This is a genomic window from Massilia sp. IC2-477 (genome assembly GCF_020707265.1).
Classification (GTDB): Bacteria; Pseudomonadota; Gammaproteobacteria; order Burkholderiales; family Burkholderiaceae_D; genus Telluria.
Genome location: NZ_JAJFEQ010000003.1, coordinates 133,370 through 156,732, shown reverse-complemented (window position 1 = coordinate 156,732; position 23,363 = coordinate 133,370). Strand labels below are relative to the sequence as shown.

Genomic DNA, 23,363 nt, shown 5'->3' with positions numbered 1-23,363 from the left:
TATTTAAACAAATGACGCTGCTCTTGAGATACCAACCGCTATTTAATATTACTTTCATGCAGTCGGCACTGCCTACGTGAAAAATAAAACGAGAAACCGGCTGAGACCATAAAGAATTAGAATTTCTTTACACAAGAAGCGATCAAAAAATTCATTTTTGACGCTTTTGAAAAGTAATCTAAGACGTAGTTGCGCTCCCCTGCCTTTAAGCTCCGCGTTCCGACTGCTGACGCCCAAGAGAGCCAATCAGACTGTCCGGTTTTCAAATATTCGTTACGAATTTCCTTAAAGCCGAAGCCCTGCTCAGGAATTTCAAGAACTTTAGCGCGCGCAATTTTGTAGTCCCCGGACAACTCGTAGATGCGGAGCAGAACTTCCCCATAACCTCGCTGTCCCAATAAGAAATCTTCAACAATAACTGCAAGCCAAAACAACTGATACTCAAGAAAATGAGCGTCACCTTTTACATATTCAAGAATAATTTGTGTAAGCTTCTCCTTATCAACAACTGTAGCGCATATGGAATGAATATGTTTAACGAGGTTGGGAAATCTATTGAGGAATAGCGGGAAAAACTCCAGTATTGAATCACTGTGAGATCTCAAGAATCCGAGAATAAGGTCAGCGTCCGATTCTTCGAGTCGCTCTTGCTTGAGTAGCAAAATTAATGAATTGATCTGCTCAACGTTTAATTCCCTTTCCACCTCCATCTCAATCGCAGCAACTTCCACACCGGAGGCACCGTACACTTCTATCTCTTCATGCACAATCTCTTTTAATGATTTTTTGATATCTGATAAAGCCTTCTGCACATCTCCAAAGTCGTGATTATAAAAAGTCTTACTTGGGTTTACGTTTAATCCATAATTTCCAAGGAGCTGTTGAATGCGAAGGAAATCGTGCTTTATTTTTCGCTCATCATCGTCGAATAGCACAAAATCATCCATGAAACGGATGATTTCTTGAGATTTCAAGACTCCCGTCAAGTCAATGAATTTAAGGTATTCATTGCCAATCATCTTGCACGGATATATACCGTGAGGCAGAAAATCTACACTGCGCCCTGCATTAATTTCACGAAAAAATTTTCCCATGGCTTCGCCATCAGTGCGCGAAACTGCATCTTTTGAAGAAAACCAATGACAAATATCGTGGTGATATACACTATTAAAATATGACGCGATATCGAACCGAATATTATATCTGAATTTTTTCGAGGCATTTGATAGCGCATCCTTATACTCTTTGTAAGCAGTATGGACCGGAATTTGGATGCCATCTTTGAATCTGTAACCAAAACTTTGGCGAGTGTTACTGACCGGGCCGCGAAATATGGCTCGATTGCGATAGACTAAGTCATATATAAAATATTCTGCAACGGGATCCAATTTAACAGTTCTTCTTAGATGCCCTTCTGGCTTCGTTGCGTAAACTCGCTGTTGGGATAGAAAACTCTCACCCGCCTTAGTTTCATCGAGAATCTCTTGATAAATGTAGTCGGAGATTTCTTTTGCATGCATTTCAATCATTAACTGATTAGTACGCAAAGGATAAAGCGTAGAATTAAAGTCCGTCTTGTAGAATTCAACGGTTGAAGTCATTTTTTTTAATTAAAATTGGCGTTAAACTGTTTGCGCGCACAGAGATCGCACACCATAGCTCGGGTTGCGACGCTATATATTTCGTGGCAAGTGAAAATCTTATATAACACAATGCTCTCTACTTTTTCTGACCAGAGATTGCGTCTGTGTGTGGCGTTCCTCTAAGTGCATCTTATACCTGACATGCGTGTGCAAAACTTTAACCTTGGGTTGACGCTTTTGGCCATTAGACGCATTGACTCAAGGTCAGTGTGCGCGCACGGTTTTACGAGCACACAGCGTTTCAAAGCCTCATCTCTAACACTAGTCATGCCGCCACGCCGCTGGCCAGGCCGGCAGCGGGATGCGTTCGCTATCGCCGGGCACCGGCACAAAGGCATCCGCTTCCCAGTCCCGCGCCGCCTGCTCGATGCGCTCGCGGCTCGAGGACACGAAGTTCCAGAAGATGTAGCGCCGACCGTCCAGTGGCTCACCACCAATCAGCACGAAGCGCGCGCCAGCAACGGACGACACCCGCACAGGCATGCCCGGCTCGACCATCGCCATGGTATTCGCAGGAATGGCCTCGCCGTCGACCTCGATGGCGCCGATCGGCGCATACACGGCGCTTTCCTCGGGCAGCCCGCCCAGGTCGATCGAGGCGCCCGGCGCCAGCTGCACGTCGAGGTAGAGCGTGGTGCTGAAGGTCGGCACCGGCGAGCTGCGGCCAAACGCCGTGCCCACCAGCACGCGGACGGTAGCGCCTTCGAATTCGACTTCGGGGATGTCCTGTGCCGGCGTGTGCGAAAAGGCGGCCGGTGCTTCCTCGTGCTCGCGTGGCAGCGCGGCCCACAACTGCAGCCCGTGGGTGCGGCGCACGCGGTCGAGCAGGTCGTCGGGCGTGCGCTCGGAATGGACGATGCCGCTGCCGGCCGTCATCCAGTTGATGGCGCCCGGCTCGATGCGCTGCTCGGTGCCGAGGCTGTCGCGGTGCATGATCGCGCCCTCGAACAGGTAAGTGACGGTTGCCAGCCCGATGTGTGGATGCGGGCGGACGTCGTGGCGGGCGCCGGGCTGGGCTTCCACCGGTCCCATGTGATCGAAGAACAGAAAGGGCCCGATCGACTGGCGCGCGGCCGCCGGCAGGATGCGCCTGACCGTGAAGCCGCCGCCGAGGTCCTTGTCATGCGATTTGAACAGGTGGGCGATGGCCATGGCGATTCCTCCGTGCTTGAGTGATTCGCTTACTGTACACCATCCGCCACCGGCTATGGCAGCGGCCCTAGATCAGCTCGCGCACGACGCGGAAGCCGACGATGTCGTTCGACAGCACGCTGGAAAAGCCGTTGCGCAGCGCCGAGCGCAGGTAGCGCGGGTTGTAGAGCCAGGAGCCACCGCGCAGGATGCGGCGCGCGCCGTCGCCGCCGGTCTCCCAGGCGCTGCCGTCCAGCGGCGCGCCTTCGTAGTTGTCGTGCACGACATCCTGCACCCACTCCCACACGTTGCCGTGCATGTCGTACAGGCCCCAGGGGTTGGGCGGGAACATGCCGCTCGGCGTGGTGCCGCCGCGGTAGGCGCCGCGCGGGCCGCCGTTATACGTGAAGCTGCCGTCGTAGTTGGCCTGTTCGGGGCTGATAGTGTCGCCAAAGCTGAACGCCGTGCGGGTGCCGGCGCGGCAGGCGTATTCCCACTCCGCTTCGCTCGGCAGGCGGTAGCGCTTGCCGGTGGCTTTGGTCAGCCACTCGACGTAGCGCTGGGCGTCGTGCCAGGTCACGCCCACCACCGGGTGCGCATCGGTCTGCGGGAAGCCCGGCTCCTGCCAGTTCACTTCGCCCTGCGGCTCCCAGCTTGTCGCCTGCACGAACACACGCCACTCGCCGACGGTGACGGGATAGCGCCCCATCGCGAAGGGACGCTCGATGCCGACCCAGCGCTGGGGGGTCTCGCGCTCCAGCCATTTTTTCTGGGCGCCGGCCGCCATCGCGATCTTGCGCTCGTGCTCGTGGGAGCCCATCTGGAAGCGCCCGGTCGGGATCAGGACCAGCGAGGGCCCGCTGCCGGCACCAATCAGGAAGGGGTCGCTCAGCATGCCGTCGCCGTCGGCCACCGGGCTGCCCGGCGTCGGCATCAGCTGCTGCAGCTCGCTCGCCGTGCGCGCCGCCTGCAATTCGCGTGCACGCTTCTGCTCAAGCAGATAGGCCGCGGCGGCCTTGGCCTGGGCCGCCTTGCGCAGCGCTTCTTCCTCGGCCAGCCGCGCCTTGGCAAGCTCCTCGTCGCGCTTGGCCAGCAGTTGCTGGCGCAGCGCTTCCTTGCGCGCTGCCCGCGCTTCTTCCTGGGCCGCGCGCTCGCGCCGCTGCTGTTCCCGGCGCTGCTGTGCCAGCAGCGCACGCGCCGCCGCCTTTGCCTGTTCCTCGGCCTCGCGCTGGGCGGCCAGTTCGCGCGCGCGGCGCTCCTGTGCCGCGCGCTCGGCGGCCTCGCATGCCGCGATTTCTTCCGGCGACGGGCCGACGGCGTTTTTCAAATTTTCCAATAGTGCCCGCACGGTCGGCGGACGCGCCGCCGGATCCTGCGCGCAGCCGGCGCGCAGGGCATCCCACTGGTGCGGCTTCAGGCTGGCCGGAGATGCCCTTAGCGCCGGCGGCAGCGCGCCGTCGAGCATCTGGTAGATCATCATCGAGACCGCGTACACGTCCAGCGTCGGCGCCGGCTGTCCGTCCGGGCTGCCGGCTTCCGGCGCGCGGTAGCCGGCGGTGCCCGACGTACTCGGTGCATCCAGCGGTGACGTGCTGCCGCTGCCACGGGCGCGCGCTGCGATGCCGAAGTCGAGCAGTTTGACTTCGCCACGTTTGGTCACGAACACGTTGCCCGGCTTGATATCGCGGTGGACCAGGCCGTGCTTGTCCCATGCGTAGTCGAGGGCCGCGGCCACCGGTTCGATCAGGGCCAGCACCCGCTCGAACGGGAGTCTGCCTTCGCGTCCCAGCAGGCTGTCGAGGTCCTCGCCTTCCAGGCATTCCATGATGATGAAATAGCTGGCGGTGGCCGGGTCCTGGGCCCATTCGTAGACCCGCACGATGTTTTCGTGGGCCAGGCGGCGTGCGCGCGTGGCCTCCTGGATCAGGAGCTTGGCTTGCGGCGCGGATTGGGTCAGCTGCGGCGGCAGGATCTTCAGGGCCACCTGGGCGCTGTGGCCCAGCTCCGCGTGGGTGGCCAGGTCGGTCGCCTGCCACACCTGACCCATGCCGCCATGCGCGATCAGGCGCTCCAGGCGGTAGCGACGGTTCTGCGGCCCCAGTTCCTGGCCCGCCATCAGGCCGATCTCGGTACCGGGGCGCGTGCGCGGCGCCGGCGCGTCATCCATTTCTGCCGCTTCCGGCGCCGGCACATAGGCCGCGTCCAGGATCGCGTTCTTGCGCAGGTCGAATTCGGTCCGGCTCAAAAGCCCGTCCTCGTGCAGCGCGCGCAGTTCGCGGATCTTGTCGATGGCAGTCTGCATTGCTTCGCTTACTTGTCCTTCAATGCACGGGCCTGGGCCGCCAGCAACACGACCTGGTGCTGGCGGTCCTTGTCGACCTCCAGCTCGCGCCGAGCCTGCTCGTCGCGCACCAGCTGCAGCGCCTCGGCGGAGCTCAGCTTGCCCTCGCCTGCCAGGCCGGCCAGTGCGGCCAGCTGGTCGGCATCCATGCCCGCGTGCACGCGCGTCTTCATGTAGTCGTTGAGCAGCGCCGCATTTGGCGCCGCACTCAGTGCCAGCTTGGCGGTGTCGTCCATCGTGGCAAAGGCTTCCAGGCGGCGCAGCTCGAGCGCATGGCGCCGCTCCTCGCCCTCAAGCCCGACGTCCTGCATGGCGCGCGCCTGGCGCGCATCGAGCTCAATGGTGCGGGCAAGCTTGTCCAGCTGGGCCGTGGTACGGGTGGATTCGATGCGCTGGCGCGCCTGCTCGTCTTCCCACTCCTGCAGGCGCTCGGCGTCGCGGCGCCGTGCGGTATTCGCCAGCACCAGGCTCTGGTGCTGCCCGACGTGTTCTTCCTCGTCGATTTCACGCGCGCGGCGCGCCGCATCGGCTTCGCTCTCGCGCAGCCGCGCCAGCTCGGCGCGCTGGCGGTCGGCATCCTCGATCAGGGCGGCCTGCTCGATCTTGTAGCGGATCTGCTGCTGCAACAGTTGCTGCGAGAAGCGCTGGCGTGCGATCACCTGGGCCTGGCGCGCATCCTGCTGCGCCACTTCGAGTTCGCTGCGCATGCGCAGCTGGGCCAGCGCCCGCAGGTGTTTCCATTCCTGGGCTTCGTCGGCGCGGCGGGCGCCCTTCTTCGCCAGTTCGTGTTCGAGTTCCGCCAGCACGTCGCCCGCCCCGCGCTCCAGCGCCTGCTTGCGCGAACTGGCGTCGAGGATGCGCGCATACAGCTCGATCTGGCGCGCACGCACGGCGTGGGCACGGTCGGCGCCCTGCAGCGACAGTTCTGCGCGGGCGATCGCGTCATCCTGGCGCAGCTCGCGTTCGCGCTGGCGCACGCGCGCCGCCTGCTCGGCACGACGAAGCCGCTGCCATTCCTCGGCATCGTAGAGGTCGTCCAGGTGTTTCGCATGCTCGACGCGCACATGGCGCTCGTCGGCCGCCAGCCACAGGCTGCCCACTTTGGCGCGGTTGGCGTCGTATTTGTCGTGGCGCAGTTCGACGGTATCGACCTTCACCACCGCCAGCCCATACTCGGCCAGAAGCAGTTTCAGGCCGCCCTGCAGGCGCTCGTCCAGCTGCTCGCGCAGTTCGCGGTGACCTGCCATTTCGCGGATCGAGCGTGCACCGACGAATTCCTCGGCCAGCTGGCGCACTGGCGCAGTTAACAGTTCGCGCAGCTCGTTCACGCCGATGGTGCCAGGGGTGGTCATGAAATGGCGGGCAAAGGCCGGCACGTTCTCGATGCGCACGCTGACCGTGAGGCGCGCGCTCACTGCCAGCTGCTCGCTGGTCGCCACGTCGTCGAAGCGGAAGTCGACCGGTAGCGCGCCGGTGCGGGTGACCAGGATTTCGGCGTGCTGGTCGCGCAGCAGGTGGTTCAGGCGCGTGAAGAAGCCTTCGATCTCGTACTCGCCCTGCGGCACCTCGGTCGCCTTGTCGCCCTGCAGGATGTAGGCGCGCGCGGTGGCCGGCACGCGCAACGTCTTGACGAACACGCCGGACAGCTCGCGTACACCGAAGAACACGGCCAGTTCGTCGGGACCGGCGACCCAGCGGTTTTCCTTGAGCAGCGGCGGATTGCGCGGCGCGCCCAGGATCAGGCCGCAGCCGGCGCAATAGCGCGCATCGCCGCCATTCTTGCGCTCGCAGCGCGGGCAGCTGGCGCCTTTCACTCCGAACATCTGGAACATATCCGACTCCGTTTCGTTACAACACATTGCTGATCGATTCTAGCGCAGCTGAGCGAGATTCAAATGATCCCGATCCTGTCCACGCACGCCACACTGGCGCCACGCGAGCGGATGGACTCGCGCCAGCCCTCGGGCAACTGGCTTTCCCAGGCGCGTGGCACCAGGATCCGATCGCCCGGCGCGGCTTCACGCGCAAGCAGCGCACATTTCGGCGCCACGCCCTCCACCGTCTCGACCTGTCCCGCGTGCCAGCTCGATGACTGCCCCGTCGCCAGCACCCGGCCGCGCGCCAGGAATTCGCGTCCGCGCGCCATGCGGTCGGCCATGACCAGCGCCAGCTCGAAGGAGCCGCCCTGGAAGTGTTCGACGCCAAAGCGCACCGTGGTGCGCCACTGCCCCAGGCCGCGGCCGTCGAAATGGCGCGCCCCTGCCAGCACCGCCCGTACCCGCGCCTGCAGCGCAACGTCGACGCCAGGCGCGGCGATGCTCGCCTCTTCCTCGCCCTCATGCGGCGCCGGGCGCACGCTCACTTCCACCCAGCACAGGCTGTCGCCGGCGCCGCCACTGTACAGGGGGAACCAGGCGCGCGCCGCGGACACGCCAGCGGCCGGATCGGGATGGCCGCTCAAGGCGCCCAGGTGCGGCAAGCCGTCCGCGCCGCCGAGCAGCACGCCTACCGGCGCCTGGTGCAGGCCGTGGCCGTCGATGCGCCCGAGCTGCCAGGCGTCGGACCAGCCATTGGCCACCACCGGAGCGCTAGGCTGCCAGAGTCCGCGCACCATACGGTCGGCCAGCACGCAGGCCAGTTCCCAGTCACGGCCGCCGGGCATCGGCGCGCGATCCAGGCTCAGCACCACCTGCTCACGGCTGTCGAAGCGCGCTTCGGTATGGCGCGCCAGGCGCACCACTTCCTGCATGCGCTGCGCGATGTGCGGGGCGTCCGGCACGCTGCATTTCACGTCCGCCCGGCCGCCGCGCGGACGCACGGTGGCGGTCACGGTCAGCAGCGCACCGTCTGGCGCCAGGCTGCGCACGGTAATCGCAGGCGCGTTCATGCCGCCACCTCGCGCCGCGCCGCGCAGTCGCATTCGAGGTTGGCGACGATGCGGTCGGCCTCTTCCAGCAGCAGCGGCACCATGGCCGCATCGCTCAGCTTCATGCGCGCCAGCAGCGCCCAGGCTTCGTCCAGCGCGGCCGCGGCGCGGCGGCTGTGGCGTGCACGGCGCAGCTGCTCGGCGCCTGGCAGCATCTGACCCGGTGCGGCCAGTTCCAGCGCCGGCATCGTGCCCACCGACAGGCTCACCAGGTCGAGTCGGCGCAGCAGCTCCTGGTGGTGGCGAAACGCGGCGCAGTCGCCGGGCAGGATGGCCAGGCGCCAGCCGCACATCAGGCCGGGCAGTTCCAGGAACAGGCGTCGCAGCGCTTTCGCATCTTCCTGGGCCGCATCGAACGCTTCCTGTTTGGGCGACAGTGCCGCAGCGGGGACCGGCTGCAGCGCCAGCCGGGCCGACAACAGCGCCGCCATGTCGCGCGATGCGCCCAGGTCGACCGGCACGCAATCGTCCACCATCACGCCGAAGCGGGTGTACAGCAACTGGTTGAAACCGGTGCGGAAGGCATTCCACTCCTCGAACGTGGTGCAGGGCGGCAGCTCCAGGTTGCCCTGGGCCAGCTCGCGCTGCAGGGCCGCCTCCAGCGACGCCACAAAGCCGCCAAGGGCCACCTGCGCTTCGCCTTCGCTGGCCAGGTACAGGTCGAAGCGCTGCTGGGTTTCGCGCGGGTCGGGCGTGTCGATCGCAAAGGCGACGCGCAGGCCGATCTCCGGCGCGGCCGCAAAGGGCAGCAGCTCGCACTGGTACGGTCCCGGATGCACGCACCAGGCGCTCTCCCCTTCGAGGATCGCGGCGCGCGCCCCTTCGCTCAGGCGCCGCGTGTGGCCTTCGCGATTGGCCAGCACGGCAAAGCACCCGGCCGGCACCGTGCAGCCCTTCGTCAAGGGCAGCGCGATGAAGCCCGCACCGAGCCCGGCAAGGTCGGGCTGCGGCTGGCGGAAGGGCCGGGTGAACAGGTTCAGCATGCCTTGGTTCCGGTCGGCTCCACGGTGAAACGGGCGCCGTGGCGCTGGAAGTGGACGGCGGGTGCATCGGCAAAGGGCCAGGGGCCTTCGCACTCGCCGTCCGTGTCGAGGGTCCCTTCGAGCACCGTGCTGCCCGCCCCATCGCGCACGCGCAGGGGCTGCCCCTCGCGCAGCAAGGTAGCCGCGAGCGGCGACTGCGGGTCGAGCTGCAGGATCACGCGCGCGCCGACGAAGTGCAGGCGCCAGGCGCCGTCGTCGGTAACCAGGGTCTCGAGCGCGGTGCCGCTGTCGGCGGCGCGCAGCATGCCGCCACTGCCCTGCCAGCGGTGTGGCGCCGTTTGCGCGCGGCGCCCATCGGCCAGCGTGCGCAGGCGGCGAGTCGTCAGCGGCGAGGCCTGCAGCGCCGTCCGTTCGCCCGCCGTCAGCGGACGGCTGCCGTCGAGCGCCCCCAGGAGCACCGCGTCGTCCAGCATCAGGCGGTCGCCCTCCACCCGGCGCCCTGAGAGCAGCTGCGCCTGCAACTTGCGGTCCAGTTCCGTCATGCCCATCATCTTGTCTCCTCATTGCCGGCGCTACTGAGCCGGGCGATCGCCGCGTCGCGCCGTTTGCGCAAGGTCGGCAGCGACACCCCGTCCAGCATCGCGAGCTGCTGCATGGTCGGCAGTTCGCCGGTGGCCGGGTCCAGCCATTCGGACGGATAACTGTCATCGAAAGGTCCGAGCAGCTTCAGGTAGACCGCCAGCCGCACCGGCAGCGTATCGTCCGCCATCATGCGCAGTGCCCAGCTGCCGCGCTCCTGCGCCGCCGCTGCCATCTGAAGGTAGCGGGGGGATAGTGAAACCTGCTGCGCCACCTGCTCGGCCAGCAGGGGCAGCGGCTCGGCAGCCTGCTCGTCGTACACCGGCTCGGCAAGATCGAGTTCTTCCTGCCGCGCTTCGAGAATGCGGTCGGGTCCCGGCGTGCTGGCCTGTTCAGATTCGCCGATCACGCGCCAGTAGTCGTCAATCCAGGCTGTCGCGTCGTTCGCGTCCTGCAGCCAGTCGCGGTCGCCGTTTGCGGACAGCGCCTCGTATTCGCCGATCTCGCGCAGCATGGCGCCGATCTTGTCCGGGCTGTCCTTCAGGGCGGCAAAGCGCTTGGAGCGGGTATGCAGCGGCCCTGGTGCGCCGGTGAAGCGCTCCAGCGATTCGCTCCAGCGCAGGATCCATTCAGGACGGCAGCTGGCCACGCCGGTCAGCAGCCGCGCCTCGATCGGTTCCGCCTCCACTGAACGCGCGAGGATGGCGCCGACCTGCTCGCGGTGCTCGCGCCAGGCCTTGAACAGGCGCGCGACCTCGCCGTAGGCCGTGTCCAGCATCCGATAGGCGTACATGCGGTTGGGGCTGCAAGGGCGGCCGCAGGCGGCCTGGTAATTGTCGCTATCGACCTTGTCGCGCAGGACGGCGTACAGGTCGTTGAACTTCTTGCGCAGCAGGGCTTCGCCGCCGGGCAGGTTCCAGAAAGCCCCCATGCGCGCATGTTCGCCGGCCACCGCCGTGCACAGGGCCGCCCAGTCATTCGGGCGCGCTCCCAGTTCGTAGACCAGGCCCAGGGCCAGTTCGCGCACGCTGTCGCCATAGCTGTTGCCTGGCGCCTCGCCACGGCCACCGTCCGCGCGCAGCAGGCGCGCCACGGCGTCGACGTACTCCGGCAGCAGCGCTTCGCCCTCCGGCCCGGCCAGCCGGACAGGATCAATGCGGGCGAGCGCCTGCAGCGAGCATTGCCCGAGCAACTTGCGGACCTGCTCCCAACCGTGCTCCTGGTACCGGGTTCCCGGCAAACGCATACCTTCCTCATCCTATGGCCATCCGCACAAGAGCGGATTGTCAACAGATGATGCCATACAAACACAAAATCGAGGCGCGCAGATGAGGGTCATTCCCCCTTCTGTTCAGGAGACTGCTGTTGCATGTATTTTAACAGCGCAGCCACCACCGGCGCGGCATGGGCGCCGCCGGTCAGGCTGGACTCGCTGACGAAGGCGGCAAAGGCGAGCCGGCGCGTCTGCCCAGGCAGGCTGCCGGGCTCCAGCCAGCCCATGAACCACACGGTCGCCATGCCGTCGTCGCCGGTCGGCGCAGTGCCGGTCTTGCCGAACAGGCCAGGGCGCAGGCGCTGGAACTCCTTGCCGCGGAAGGCCGAAGCGGCGGTGCCGTGGTCGACCACGCCCTTCATGCCGGCGCGGATGCGGTCCAGGCGCACGCCCAGTTCCCGGCCCGGCTGCGGCGCCGCTTCGCGGCCGTCGAGTTCGAGCAGCAGGCGCGGCGTTACGGTCCTGCCCTGCCCGACCGCGGCGGCGACCAGCGCCATCTGCAGCGGTGTCGCCTGCATGCGCAGGCCGATGGCCATCTGCCGCACTTCGTGGCGGGTGGCGATCGGATCCAGCATGGACGGGCTGGCCTGTAGCGCGTCCCAGGCCGACCAGCGGAAGTCCTGCGGCAGCAGGCCGCCGTCGAGCCGCAGCGGCGAGCCGAAACCGAGCCGACGCGCCATGCCGGCAACCGGGCGCAGCGGGTCGATCGCCCCTGCTTCGAGCTCGCGCACGCCTGCAAGTCCGCCTTGGGCACTGCCACCCAGGCTGCGGTCGCCCAGTTCAGCCGCCCAGGCAAACCAGGTGTTCACGCTATAGCTCATCGCCTGCGCCAGGCCGAAGCGGCCTTCGACGGCGCGCGCTTCGGCCAGCTGTTCGCGGAAGTTCGTGATGCGTGCAGCGCCGTCCACCGGATAGGCAGGTGCGCCGATACGGAATCGGTAGCCGGCATCATTTGCCATGGCGTCGATCTCGGCCAGGGGCAAGCCCTGCAGCAGGCGCTCGAAGCGGGCATCCTCGCGCGCCGCCGCTTCCAGGCCCAGGGCGGTGACGACCTTGAAGGTGGAGCCGGGCGCGCGGGCGGCGGCGCCGTCGTGCTGGAAGGCCGGCAGCCGCAGCGGGCTACGCGCCGGGTCGGCGCGGTCGAAGTCGCGCAGTTCCGGCCAGCGCGCCGCATCCGCCGTGCCGACGCCGCCCCCGGCTGCGGCCAGAATGTCGCCATTGCCGGCGTCGAGCAGCACCAGGCCCGCCTGCCGGCCCGCCGGCACCGGCTGCGCGCCGTGGCAAGCCTTGCCGTCCCATTGCCCCTGGCGCAGGCCGATGCAGTCGAGCGCCGCCTGGCTTGCCGCCTGCAGGCGCAGGTCCAGGCTCAGGCGCGCCGTATGGCTGGCCCCTGGGAGGCGCGCCAGCATGCCCGCGATGCTCGACGCATGGTCGCGGTGCACGCCCAGCAGTGGGCCGAGTCCGGCCGCCTGGGCCGCCGCGCTGGCCCTGCCGTCGGTCCACAGGACTTCGCCGCGGCTGCCGGCAAGCTGCACCTCGGCCGTTGCCGGCCGCGCCAGGGATTGCGTCACGGGGAGCGCCTGCCAGGCCAGGCGGCCATCCTGGAGCCGCAGGTGGCGATAGGCCGCATCCGCGCTGCCGGCCAGTTGCGCCAGGTCGAGCGGCTCGACCTCGAGCACGATGCGGCGCGCGCCCGGCAGCGGCGCCAGCTGCACGCGCTGGACCGCGTCGCGATCGCGGCAGGCGCGCCCGTCGCAGGCGCCGCTCACATTGACGGTCGCGCCCTCGACCCGGCGCAGGCGTCCGGCCAACAGCAGCTCGGCCGCTTCTACGGCGTCCAGCGTGAGCACGGCGCTAGCTCCCTGGCCGCCATGGTCCCAGGCGCCGACCCGCCGCCACGGCGCCCAGCCTTCCGGCAGGCGCGCGAACAGGCGCATCGCCGCCACCGGCAAACCTTCGTCCTGCGTCACCGGCACGCCGCCGACGCTGGCCTGCCACTGGCCTTGGCTGCCGGAACGCACGCGCCAGGCCAGCAGGCGGCGCTCGCTATTAAAGACGTGAAGCTGCTCGCGCACGAAGGCCCCGTCAGCACGGTAATACAGGCGCTCGAGCAGCCGGCGCCCAGCATCGTCCAGCGGCACGGACTCCCAGCCGGGCAGCGGCGCGCGATCCTCAGGTGCAGTCGCCTGCCAGGCAGCCAGGTCGCGCGGCGCCAGCTCGGCCAGGCCGTTGCGACCCAGACGAATGAGGCCGCGTGCCTGCAGTTGTTCGAACAACAAGGCGTCTTCCAGCCCGCGCGCGGGCGTTGCCGGCACCCGGTATTCGCCCGGCGCGAGCGCCAGCGGCGGTAGCACGGTGCCCTGGCCGAAGGCCTGGACCAGGCCCGTTCCGTCCGTGCCCGCTACCGCGCGCTGCACCAGAAGCTCGCCGGCCTGCGGACAGGCGCTGCTGGCGCGGCGCATGAAACGCAGTGCCCCGTCCTGCCACACCAGCCAGCCCGAGCTGCCCAGCAGGCCTTCGGCCCGGGTGCCGCGCACGGCCACGCCATTGCCGGCGTCGCCGATCCAGCTTGCCCTGCCGGCGCCGGCATCCCACAGCACGCGCAGCGGACGCCGCGCATCGCCGCGCAGTTCGACGCGCGGCATGTTCGAACCGGGCAAGGCCAGCAGCGCGGTGCGGGCCGGTGCAGCCACTTCTGCAAACGGGTAGCCGATCCGCAGCGGCAGCGTCCCGGCACACAGGTCGACGCGTAGCGGCGCTTCCAGGCGCATGTTGGATGCCACCACCAGCGCCGCAGCGCCGTGCTGGTGCACGGAGATGCCGGACTCACGCGGCACGCGCACGGTCACGCCGCCCAGCAGCGGCTGCAGCGTGGCCAGGGCGGCGCCGCCTTGCTCGGGCTCGCCGGCGGTTGGCAGCGAACGGGCCGCCAGTGCCAGCACCAGGGCGCCGAGCGCAGCGGCGCCAATCGCCAGCAGCGTCCACAGGTTGATGGACACGCGCGGCGCCACTGCCGTCTTGCTGCCGATGCGCAGGTTGCGCGCGCGCCGCCGCGCCGTCCGGCTGGCGGCAAGGCTGTCCATCAAGGAGGCAAGCGTGGCTGTCATCGTGGTCCGCTGGTTGGCGCGGCCGGATGCGGCCGCCTCGCAATCGCTTAGCGGAGGGCCGGTGAAACCCATCCGTGCGCGCTGCGGTACGCACGCATCGGCGCGGGATTTTTGCAGCTTATCCCGCGTTTTCCGCGTCTCGTCGCAATCCGTTCGCGGTCAAGGAAGCCTTGTCCTACAGTGCACACATCGACCACCCACCTGAAGGAGCAATACCATGAACATCATGAAGCATATGGAAGCCGTCTTCGTCGTCGCGATGAGCCTCGCGGTCTCGGGCAGCTACCTGCTGGACGCCATCCCCGAAGCCCAGGCCCGCAACTACACTGCCGACGCCGCCATGGTGGCCAGTGGCGACAAGGTCGCCGTCGTGACCGTCAGCGCAAAGCGCCTGTCGGCCGAGGAAAAGCAGATCGCCGGGGCGCGCGGATGAGTGCCGCAGGCCTGCCCGCTGTAGCGTCAACGCGACAGCGGGTGGCCCCTGGCGCCGCGATTTGTATCACGCTACTGCAGCGTTTGCCTGCCCTTCTGTATCAAGTGTAAGTATCTGTTTTAAAGCTCCATTCCGCCCTCCTGCGGCGATATAGTGGGTCATCCGCTTCTGGATCTGGAGACCCGACATGAAACCTGCCTACACCCTCGCTGCACTGATCGCCCTTGGCGCCGCATTCGCGCCGCTGCCGTCGATGGCGCAGACCGACTTCCAACTGTATATCGGCTCGGCCCCGCCGGCGCCCATCTATGAGGCCGTCCCCCGCGCGCGCCACGGCTATGTCTGGGCGCCCGGCTACTGGGAATGGCGCGGCCGCCGCCACGACTGGGTGCCGGGCCACTGGGTCGCCGCCCGCCCGGGCTACGTGTATGCACCGCCGCGCTGGCACCAGCGCCAGGGTGGCTGGTACATGGAACCGGGCCGCTGGGACCGTGACCGCGACGGCATCCCCGACCGCTACGAGCGCCGCGGCTACGCCCCGGTGTACGCGGGCGGCTACCGCGATGGCCGCGACTACTACCGCGACGGCCGCCGCTACGACCGCGACCGCGACGGCATCCCCGACCGCTACGAGCGTGGCGGCCGCCGCGACACCGACCGTGACGGCGTACCGAACCGCTACGACCGTGACCTCGACAACGACGGCGTGAGCAACCGCCGCGACCGCGACATGGACGGCGACGGCGTGCCGAACCGCTACGACCATCGTCCGGAAAATCCGTATCGCCGCTGATACCGGCATTCCAGGAACGGACCAGAAAGGCAGCTTCGGCTGCCTTTTTTGCTATAGTCTGCGCCCATGATCGACCACGCCGTCCTGCTCGCCGCCGCCTTCAAGGGTGAACTCGCCGCCAGCCGCAAGCTCGCCGCCCGCACCGGGATGCCGGAAGCCGAGGCGCTGCACGCCACGCTCACGCTGCAGGCCGGCGCTGCCGGACTGGCCCAGCTGCTGGCCGAGCGTGCGGCGCTGCGCCTGCGCAGCGAACAGGGCGCCAGCGCGCGCCGCGCCCAGGCCGCCGCCAGCCTGGCGCGCCGCAGTGCACCGTCTGGCGCGCCGGCCTGGCGTGCCTGGTTCGACGGCTCGGCGCGTCCCAATCCGGGCCGTTGCGGCATCGGCGCCGTCCTGATAGGCCCGGACGGCTTGCGGGTGGAAGTCTCGCGCACGGCAGGCTATGGAAACAGCAGCGAAGCTGAGTACCAGGCCCTGATCGCCGCACTGGAGGCAGCCGTCGCCCACGGCGCCGAGGCACCAAGCTTCCACGGCGATAGCCAGGTGGTGGTCGATGATGTGAACGCCCCTGACAGCGCGAGCGCCGCGGCGCTGCGCCCCTACCGCGAGCGGGCGCGTGCCCTGCTCGCCCAACTGCCCGGCGCCACGCTGCGCTGGATCCCGCGCCACAAGAACACGGCCGCCGACGCCCTGTCGCAGCGCGCCGTCCCGCCAATCACCGAAGACACGCATGAACGACCCGAAGAATCCCCCGAACCTTGACCTGGCTACCTGGCGTCCACGCCTGGCCGCGATGGCCGCAGGCGCCAGCGGCGGCGACGGCGCCCACGACAGCGCCCACCTGGAGCGCGTCTGGCGCAATGCCCAGGCCCTGCTAGAACAGCACCCGGAAGCCGACGCACTGGTCGTGATGGCGGCCTGCTACCTGCACGACCTGGTCAACCTGCCGAAGAACGACCCGGAACGCGACCAGGCATCGCGCCGATCCGCCAAGCTGGCGCTCCACCAGCTCGCATGGATGAACTTCCCGCCCGAGAAGCTGGACGCGGTGGCGCACGCGATCGAGGCGCACAGCTTTTCGGCCAACATCCCGGCCGAGTCGCTGGAAGCGAAGATCGTGCAGGACGCCGACCGCCTGGATGGCCTCGGCGCAGTCGGCCTGGCGCGCATGTTCTACATCGCCGGCCGCATGGGAAGCGGGCTGGCGCACCCGGAGGATCCGCTGGGTGTGCAGCGCGAATTCGACGACCGCAGCTACGCGCTCGACCACATCATGGTCAAGCTGGCTAAGCTGCCGGGGATGATGCAAACGGCCGGCGGCCGCGCACTGGCCGAGGAACGGCTGGCGCGGCTGCTGGCGTTTCGCGAAGAATTCGCCGCCGAGAGCGGCGCGCAGGATGTCTGAAATGACTTTCCCAGTGTTAAGATAAAGCCAGTCTTCCCGTCCGAGGCATTCATGACCAGCTCGACCGTGTTACCGAAATCCACACCTGGCAAGCTGAATTTCGTCCTGGTCTGCATCTTCATCGACATGCTCGGCATCGGCCTGATCGTCCCGGTGCTGCCCCTGCTGGTCGGGCAGTTCGTCCCCAGCCGCGACGACCAGGCCCTGTGGTTCGGCGTTCTGGGCTCGACCTTCGGCGTGCTGCAGTTCCTGTTCATGCCGGCGCTGGGCGCCTTGAGCGACCGCGTTGGGCGGCGCCCGGTGCTGCTGTATTCGATGGCAGGCATGTGCCTCAATTTCCTCGTCACGGCCTGGGCGCCGACCCTGTTCTGGCTGTTCGTCGGCCGCATCATCGGCGGCATGTCCTCGGCCAGCATGTCAGTGGCCGCGGCCTATGCCTCGGACATCTCGACCAAGGAAAACCGGGCGAAAAGCTTCGGCAAGATCGGCGCCGCCTTCGGCCTCGGTTTCATCTGCGGCCCGGTGCTGGGCGGCCTGCTGGGCAATACCGACCTGCACCTGCCTTTCTACGTGGCGGCGGCCCTGGGCGCGGCCAACCTGGTCTACGGTTACTTCCTGGTGCCGGAGTCGCTTGCTCCCGGCAAGCGTCCGCCCTTCGCCTGGTCGCGCCTGAACCCGCTCGCCGCCCTGCTGCGCCTGGCCCGGCGCCAGGACATCCGCGGCCTGCTCGTTGCCATTACCCTGGTCACCTTCGGCCAGATGATGCTGCAGTCGACCTGGGTGCTGTACACCACCTTCCGCTTCGACTGGACCCCGCGCGACAACGGCATCGCCCTGTTCTGCGTGGGCCTGGTGTCCGCCGTGGTGCAGGCCGGGCTGCTGGCGGTGCTGATCCGGCGCTTCGGCGAAGTGCGGCTGTCGCTGCTGGGTATTACCTCGGGCGCGTTTGCCTTTCTTGGCTACGGTTTGGCCACGCAAGGCTGGATGATGTATGCCCTGATCCTGTGTAATGTGCTGTCCTTCGCCGCCGGGCCGGCGCTGCAGGCCATCGTCTCCAAGTCCACCCCGGCCGACCAGCAGGGTGAGCTCATGGGTTCGCTGCAGTCGATCAGCAGCCTGGGCGTGATCGTCACCCCGCTGATCGGCACCGCGATCCTGGCCCGGGTCAGCCATCTGCCGTCCGGCGACTGGCGCCTCGGCAGCCATTTCTTCCTGTGCGCCGCCATGCAGGCGTGCGCCGTGCTGGTGGCCTGGCTCTACTTCCGCACCCACCGCGTCCATGACAGCCACGACGAGCACCACAGCGTGAACGCCTGATGCCGGGGCTGGTCCTGGCGGCCGTGCTGTGCGCGGCCCTGCTGCACGCCGCCTGGAACGCGGCCATCAAGGCCGAGCCGGACAAGCTGCGCGCGGCCGGCGCGGTCACGCTCGGCGCCGCCCTGCTGGGGGCGGCGAGCCTGCCATACCTAGCAGCGCCGCTGGGCGCCAGCTGGCCCTACATCGCCGGCTCGACCGCGCTGCACCTCATCTACTACCGGCTGCTGGCCGCCACCTACCGCGACGCCGACTTCAGCCACGCCTATCCCCTGATGCGCGGCGCGGCGCCGGTGCTGGCTGCGCTGGCCAACAGCGGCAGCGAAGCGCTGCACCCGGCGCAGGCGCTGGCGCTCGGCCTCGTGTTCGCCGGCGGCGCCGTGGTCTGCGTGGGCGGTGGCGGACTGCGCGCCTCGCGCCGCACCCTGGGACTAGCCCTCTTGACTGCCGTGATAGTTGCCGCCTGCACCCTGGTCGATGGGTTGGGCGTGCGCCGCTCGGGGGCGCCAGCGGCGTACACGGCCTGGCTGTTCCTGCTCACGGGCTTGGGCGTGAGCTTGACCGGCCCACGCCGGCTGCGCGGCGAACTGGGCGCCTATGTGCGCGCCCGGCCCCTGCTGGTGCTGGGCGGCGGCATCGCCACCGTCGGTTCCTACGGCATCGCGCTGTGGGCGATGACGATGGCGCCGATCGCCGTGGTGGCGGCGCTGCGCGAGACCTCGATCGTGTTCGCGGCGGCGATCGCCGCCTGGGTGCTGCGCGAACGGGTCGGGCCGGCGCGCATCGCCGGCGCCGTCCTGATCGCGGGCGGCGCAGCGGTACTGCGCCTGGCGTGACGCTTTAGAACTTCATCTCCAGCGTGGTGCGCAGCTTGACGCTGTCCGGATAGTCCCAGCGCCGCTTCTCCAGGCCGCGCACCGGGTCGAAGTAACTCGGCTCGAAGGAATTGTCTTCTCCCAGCAGGTTCGACAGGGCCACGCGCAGGGTGAGCTTCGGATTGAAAGTCCAGGCGGCGTAGGCATCGAGGTCGGTGCGGCCGACGCGGTAGAAGCCGCGCTCCCGGTCGACCTGAACGTAGCCGCCGCGCCGGTAGGCCACGCTGGCGCCCGCCGCCAGCGCCCCGGACTTGTAGTCGGCACCCAGGTTGGCGGTGAGCGGCGTCTGCTGCTCCATGCGGTTGTTCGGGCCCGGCACCGATGCGACTCGCGACCAGTAGCGGCTGACGCTGGCGCGCAGGTCGATGGCCGGTGCGCCGGCAAACAGCGACTTGAGCGGGAACTTCGTTTCGATCTCGAGGCTGCGCATCACGGCGCGGTCGTCGTTCACCGGGGTGAAGATCCAGCGCAGGCCATCGAAATAGATCTCGTTGCTGATGTAGTCGTCGATCCGCCGCAGCGCGCCGCTGACCGACAGCATGGCTCCCTCGGCCCAGTAGTGCTCCCAGGCCGCATCGAGGCCCCAGGCCAGCTCCGGCTTCAGGTCCGGGTTGCCCTGGAAGTCTGCTTCGGTGGCGCTGTTGTTTTCCCAGGCCGAACGGCGCGGCACGATGTCGTTCAGTTCGGGCGACTTGTAGGTACGGCTCACCGCGAAACGCAGCTGGTCGGCCGGTTTGTCGTCCTTGCCGAGGAATTTGTACAGGGTCTGCAGGATCGGGCTCAGGACGCTCGAGCGCACCTTGGTCGATTCGACGGCATTGCCCGCCACCCGTGTGCGCACGCCTTCCCAGCGCGCGCCCAGGTAGACCGACCAGGCCGGGGTGATGGTCCATTCGTCCTGGCCGTAGAAAGCGGCGCGCTTGAGGTTCGCGCGAAAATTCTCGTCCAGCAGCCAGCCGGCAGGGAACACACGGACGGTATCGCGTTCGGCGCGGATGTCGCTGCTTTCGTTGTAGCGCAGGTCCCATCCCAGCGCCAGCAGATGGCCGCCGTCGATCGTGCGGGTCGCCTTGCCGGTGGAATTCAGGCCCCGGGCGTGGGTGTCGGACAGCACGCTGCCTTCGGTCTCGGGCAAGCCGCGCGCATCCAGCCCGCTGCGCCGGTAGAAGCGCTTGCTCGAGGACCACTCGGCGCCGAGCTTGGCCTCGAGCTTGAGGCTGGAATCCAGGCTGCGAGTCCAGGACAGGTCGGACTTGAGCATGCGGTCGTCGAACTCGCCGAAGGTCTGCAGGTCCGGCGTCTGCGGCGGCCGGCCGATCCAGGTGGTGACGATGGGATGAGCGCCGTTGCGGAAACTGGCGCTGTTGAAGATGCTTTCCCAAGCCAGGGTATCGCCGTTGTCGAGCGTCCAGTTCAGGCGCGGGCTCAGGTTCAGGCGGTTCATGTGCCCCTTCTCCGGCGCATGGGTCGTGCGGTACAGGTCGACCCTGCCGTCGGGCCGCGTGTTTTCTTCGAAGCCACCCCACTCGCGATCCAGGCTGTCGTGGTTGCCGCTGGCCGAGAACGACCAGGACGATTTTTCGCCGGTGTCGCCGACCTCGGTGCTGAAGGTCGGCCCCGTGAAGTCGCTCGAGAGCAGGTAGCCCAGCTTGGCCTCGCGCTGGCGCTTGCTGGCTTTCTTTCGCAGCACGATGTTGATGGTGCCGGCCACCGACTCGCTTGAGAACTCGGCGGTGGCCACGCGCAGCACCTCGATGCGCTCGATTATGTCGGGAGACAGCGTGTCGAGGGCGAAGCCGGCCGGGGTGCGCTCGCCGTTGACCAGGATCTGGGTATAGCCGCCGCCCAGGCCGCGCATCCGGATCTCCGTACTGCGGCCGGCGCCGGTCGTCACCGTCACGCCCGGGATGCGTTTGAGCACGTCGGCGACATTGCTGTCCCCATAGCGCACCACCTCCTCGCGCTTGACGACGATGCGGGCGGCCGTGTCGTCGCGCCGGGCGTCGTAACCGGCGCCCTTCACTTCCACCTGCTGGACAAGGCCACTGCTTGCGGACTCCTGAGCGGCTGCCTGGGCACAGAGCCCGGCCATGAGGATTGCCAGATTACGGGGGCGCAGCATTGTCATTCTCCACTCTCCAGAAATAGTTGTTCAAATAATGTGAAGAACTATATTCCACGGAGTGGCAATGTGTAAACGTAGCACGGAACATATTATTGCTATGACATAGCAATGTTTAATGCCACGCCACAGAAAAAGCCCGGCACAGTGGCCGGGCTCGACGGATCAGGCTTCCGCTCAGAACTTGAGTTCGTAAGTTGCCCGGTAACGGACGCCCTGCGGGAACACCATGTTCCGGGTCTGCGATCCGATACGCGCATCCTCGTAGGTGCTTTCGTTGACGAAGTCCTGGTGGAAGATGTTACTGATCGCAAAGCGCAGCTGGCGCTGGGCGTCGAACTTCCACAGCGCGTACCAGTCCAGTTCGCGGCGCGGCGCGACATAGGCGCGCTGGTTGATCGAGACCCGCACCGGGCCGCCCTTGCGGAAGGCGAAGCTGCCGCCGGTGCTCAGGGCGCCGCGCTTGTAGTCGGCGCCCAGGCTGACGGTGAGCGGGGTTTGCTGGTCGAGTCGGTTGTTTGGGCCGGGTACCGATTCGACGCGCGACCAGTTGCGGTTGACGCTGGCGCGCAGGTCGAGCGCCGGCGCGTCCTGCATCACGGCCTTGAGCGGGAACTTGGTCTCGATCTCCAGCGAACGCGTAGTGGCGCTGTCCTGGTTGCTCGGAGTCGTGATCCAGCGCTCGCCGTCGAAGAAGGTCAGGTTGCGGGTGAAGTCGGTGATCTTGCGCGACGAGACGCTGATCGACAGCAGCGCGCCTTCGGCCCAGTAGTGCTCGTACGCGGCGTCAATGCCGAAGGCCAGTTCGGGCTTGAGGTTCGGGTTGCCGCGGTAGTCCGGTTCGGTCGAGCTGTTGTTCTCGCTGATCTGGCGGCGCGGCGTCAGGCTGCCCACGCTTGGCGCCTTGTAGGTGCGGGTCAGCGCCAGGCGCAGCTGGTCGCCCTTCTTGCCCGGGATCTTGTACAGCGTCTGCATGATCGGGCTCCAGACATTGGAGCTGGCTTTCCCGTCCGGGAAGGTATTGCCGGTGACGTCGGTGCGGATGCCTTCCCAGCGCGCGCCCAGGTACATCGACCAGGCCGGGGTGATGTTCCATTCGTCCTGCGCGAACACGGCCAGGCGCTTGACGCGCGCTTCCGAGGTTTCGTACTGGGGCACATTGCCGCTCACGCGCACCAGGTTGGTGTCGCGGCGTTCGTCGTCGCGGGTGTCGATGCCGCCGTCCCAGCCGAAGGCGAAGGTATGGCCTTTCTCGATCGTGCGGCTGTATTTGCCGGTGCTGTTCACGCCACGGTCGCGGCCCGTCAGATCGCTGGTGGCGTCGAGCAGCGGCACGCCGGACGTCGAGCTGGCGGTGCGGTGCGACACGCTGTCGTTCTTGCCGGCCTGGATGCCGACCTTCAGGTCGAGCTTGGCGCCAGATTCGAACTTGCGCGACCACATCAGGTCCGAACGCAGGAAGTCGTTGTCCCCCTTGAAGGCGTTGAACAGGTCCGGATAGGGCAGCGCATCGCCAATGTAGGTGATGGTCGGCTGATGGAAGCGGTTGCGGAAGCGGTGCGAGTTCAGGAAGGTCTGCGAAGTCAGGGTATGGTCCTGGCCCAGGGTCCAGTTCAGGCGCGGGCTGATGTTCAGGCCGGTGACCTGTCCTTTCTGCGGCAGCCGGCTGGTGCGGTACAGGTTGGTTTGCCCGTTCGGCGCCACGCCGAACTCGGTGCCCCAGGATTCGAACTCGAAGCGGTCGTGGAAGGCGTTGGCCGACAGCGAGTACGAGAACTTGCCGTCGCGGTCGGACAGCTGCAGGTTGGCGTTCGGCCCCCAGCTGTTGCTCGAGGCCTGGGCCGCCAGCTTCAGTTCGCGCATGCGGTTCTTCACCGAGCGCTTCAGGATGATGTTGATGGTACCGGCCACCGACTGGGTCGAGAACTCGGCGCTGGCGGCGCGCAGCACCTCGATACGCTCGATCGAGTCCGGCGCCAGCGAGTCCATGGTGAAGCCACTAGGCGCCCGCTCGCCGTTGATCAGGACCTGGGTATAACCGGCGCCCAGGCCGCGCATGCGGATCTCGCCGCCGCGGCCATTCGAGCTGTTGACCGTGATGCCGGGCACGCGCTTGAGCACGTCCAGCACATTGGTGTCGCCGTACTTGGTGATTTCCTCGCTGGTGACGACCACCTTGGCGGCGGTATCGTCGCGCCGCGGATCATACGTATCCGCCGTGCCCTTCACTTCCACCTGCTGGATCTTCTTGCCCTGCTCCGCCTTCGGCGCCTCGGCTTTGACGGTGGCCGGGGCCTGGGCCTCCTGCGCGGAGGCGCCGAGGATCGGGAGGCAGAAGCTGACCGCGGCAGCAAGCGCAGTCATGCGGAAAGGGCTGGATTGGAAGGACATGGCTACGTCAAAAGTGATAGGAGTAGCAATTGTCCCAGAAGCAACTCAGC

General features: G+C 66.9%; 17 protein-coding genes. 6 read left to right on the top strand and 11 right to left on the bottom strand.

The window, feature by feature from the left end; genetic code table 11:
* Nucleotides 1-116: 116 nt before the first annotated feature.
* The 9 genes from drt5 to LK542_RS06850 all read right to left on the bottom strand — a co-directional run bounded on the left by drt5 (nucleotide 117) and on the right by LK542_RS06850 (nucleotide 13,983).
* A complete protein-coding gene (gene drt5, locus LK542_RS06890) occupies nucleotides 117-1,601 on the bottom strand; it encodes an antiviral reverse transcriptase Drt5 (protein ID WP_227811319.1) in 1,485 nt (494 codons plus the stop codon).
* Between the two features lie 303 nt (nucleotides 1,602-1,904).
* Nucleotides 1,905-2,795 carry a pirin family protein gene (locus tag LK542_RS06885; protein ID WP_227811318.1) on the bottom strand — a complete coding sequence of 297 codons (891 nt, stop codon included), beginning with the start codon at nucleotides 2,793-2,795 and terminating at the stop codon, nucleotides 1,905-1,907.
* Between the two features lie 67 nt (nucleotides 2,796-2,862).
* The gene (locus LK542_RS06880) at nucleotides 2,863-5,076 is read right to left on the bottom strand and encodes a bifunctional serine/threonine-protein kinase/formylglycine-generating enzyme family protein (RefSeq protein ID WP_227811317.1); all 2,214 of its coding nucleotides are present in this window, start codon (nucleotides 5,074-5,076) and stop codon (nucleotides 2,863-2,865) included.
* 8 nt (nucleotides 5,077-5,084) lie between these two features.
* The gene (locus LK542_RS06875; RefSeq protein ID WP_227811316.1) at nucleotides 5,085-6,947 is read right to left on the bottom strand and encodes a hypothetical protein; all 1,863 of its coding nucleotides are present in this window, start codon (nucleotides 6,945-6,947) and stop codon (nucleotides 5,085-5,087) included.
* A 59-nt stretch (nucleotides 6,948-7,006) separates the two neighbouring features.
* Complete coding sequence (locus tag LK542_RS06870) at nucleotides 7,007-8,002, bottom strand: hypothetical protein (protein WP_227811315.1); 996 nt, start codon at nucleotides 8,000-8,002, stop codon at nucleotides 7,007-7,009.
* On the bottom strand, nucleotides 7,999-9,024 hold the full coding sequence (locus LK542_RS06865; protein WP_227811314.1) for a hypothetical protein: 1,026 nt from the start codon (nucleotides 9,022-9,024) through the stop codon (nucleotides 7,999-8,001). Before LK542_RS06865 ends, LK542_RS06870 begins: the two co-directional genes overlap by 4 nt.
* Nucleotides 9,018-9,575 carry a hypothetical protein gene (locus LK542_RS06860; protein ID WP_227801062.1) on the bottom strand — a complete coding sequence of 186 codons (558 nt, stop codon included), beginning with the start codon at nucleotides 9,573-9,575 and terminating at the stop codon, nucleotides 9,018-9,020. Before LK542_RS06860 ends, LK542_RS06865 begins: the two co-directional genes overlap by 7 nt.
* Nucleotides 9,572-10,849 (bottom strand): hypothetical protein, encoded by a 1,278-nt coding sequence (locus LK542_RS06855; protein WP_227811313.1) that lies wholly within the window; start codon nucleotides 10,847-10,849, stop codon nucleotides 9,572-9,574. Before LK542_RS06855 ends, LK542_RS06860 begins: the two co-directional genes overlap by 4 nt.
* A gap of 89 nt (nucleotides 10,850-10,938) precedes the next feature.
* Entirely contained in the window at nucleotides 10,939-13,983 is a 3,045-nt protein-coding gene (locus LK542_RS06850) for a penicillin-binding transpeptidase domain-containing protein (protein ID WP_227811312.1), read from the bottom strand.
* Between the two features lie 217 nt (nucleotides 13,984-14,200).
* On the opposite strand from LK542_RS06850, the gene LK542_RS06845 reads away from it, so the two are divergent.
* The 6 genes from LK542_RS06845 to LK542_RS06820 all read left to right on the top strand — a co-directional run bounded on the left by LK542_RS06845 (nucleotide 14,201) and on the right by LK542_RS06820 (nucleotide 18,761).
* Nucleotides 14,201-14,416, top strand: a complete 216-nt coding sequence (locus tag LK542_RS06845; protein WP_227801059.1) for a hypothetical protein — start codon at nucleotides 14,201-14,203, stop codon at nucleotides 14,414-14,416.
* 187 nt (nucleotides 14,417-14,603) lie between these two features.
* On the top strand, nucleotides 14,604-15,209 hold the full coding sequence (locus tag LK542_RS06840; protein WP_227811311.1) for a binary toxin-like calcium binding domain-containing protein: 606 nt from the start codon (nucleotides 14,604-14,606) through the stop codon (nucleotides 15,207-15,209).
* Nucleotides 15,210-15,275: 66 nt separating this feature from the next.
* Nucleotides 15,276-15,968 (top strand): ribonuclease HI family protein, encoded by a 693-nt coding sequence (locus tag LK542_RS06835; protein ID WP_227811310.1) that lies wholly within the window; start codon nucleotides 15,276-15,278, stop codon nucleotides 15,966-15,968.
* Entirely contained in the window at nucleotides 15,937-16,611 is a 675-nt protein-coding gene (locus LK542_RS06830) for an HD domain-containing protein (protein WP_227811309.1), read from the top strand. The genes LK542_RS06835 and LK542_RS06830 overlap by 32 nt, the downstream gene beginning before the upstream one ends.
* A 51-nt stretch (nucleotides 16,612-16,662) precedes the next feature.
* Entirely contained in the window at nucleotides 16,663-17,928 is a 1,266-nt protein-coding gene (locus LK542_RS06825; RefSeq protein ID WP_227811308.1) for a TCR/Tet family MFS transporter, read from the top strand.
* The gene (locus tag LK542_RS06820; RefSeq protein WP_227811307.1) at nucleotides 17,928-18,761 is read left to right on the top strand and encodes a DMT family transporter; all 834 of its coding nucleotides are present in this window, start codon (nucleotides 17,928-17,930) and stop codon (nucleotides 18,759-18,761) included. The genes LK542_RS06825 and LK542_RS06820 overlap by 1 nt, the downstream gene beginning before the upstream one ends.
* A gap of 4 nt (nucleotides 18,762-18,765) precedes the next feature.
* On the opposite strand, the gene LK542_RS06815 is transcribed toward LK542_RS06820, so the two are convergent.
* Nucleotides 18,766-20,922 carry a TonB-dependent siderophore receptor gene (locus tag LK542_RS06815; protein ID WP_227811306.1) on the bottom strand — a complete coding sequence of 719 codons (2,157 nt, stop codon included), beginning with the start codon at nucleotides 20,920-20,922 and terminating at the stop codon, nucleotides 18,766-18,768.
* A gap of 177 nt (nucleotides 20,923-21,099) precedes the next feature.
* Nucleotides 21,100-23,313, bottom strand: coding sequence for a TonB-dependent siderophore receptor (locus LK542_RS06810; protein ID WP_227811305.1), 2,214 nt, complete (start codon nucleotides 23,311-23,313; stop codon nucleotides 21,100-21,102).
* Between the last annotated feature and the right edge of the window lie 50 nt (nucleotides 23,314-23,363).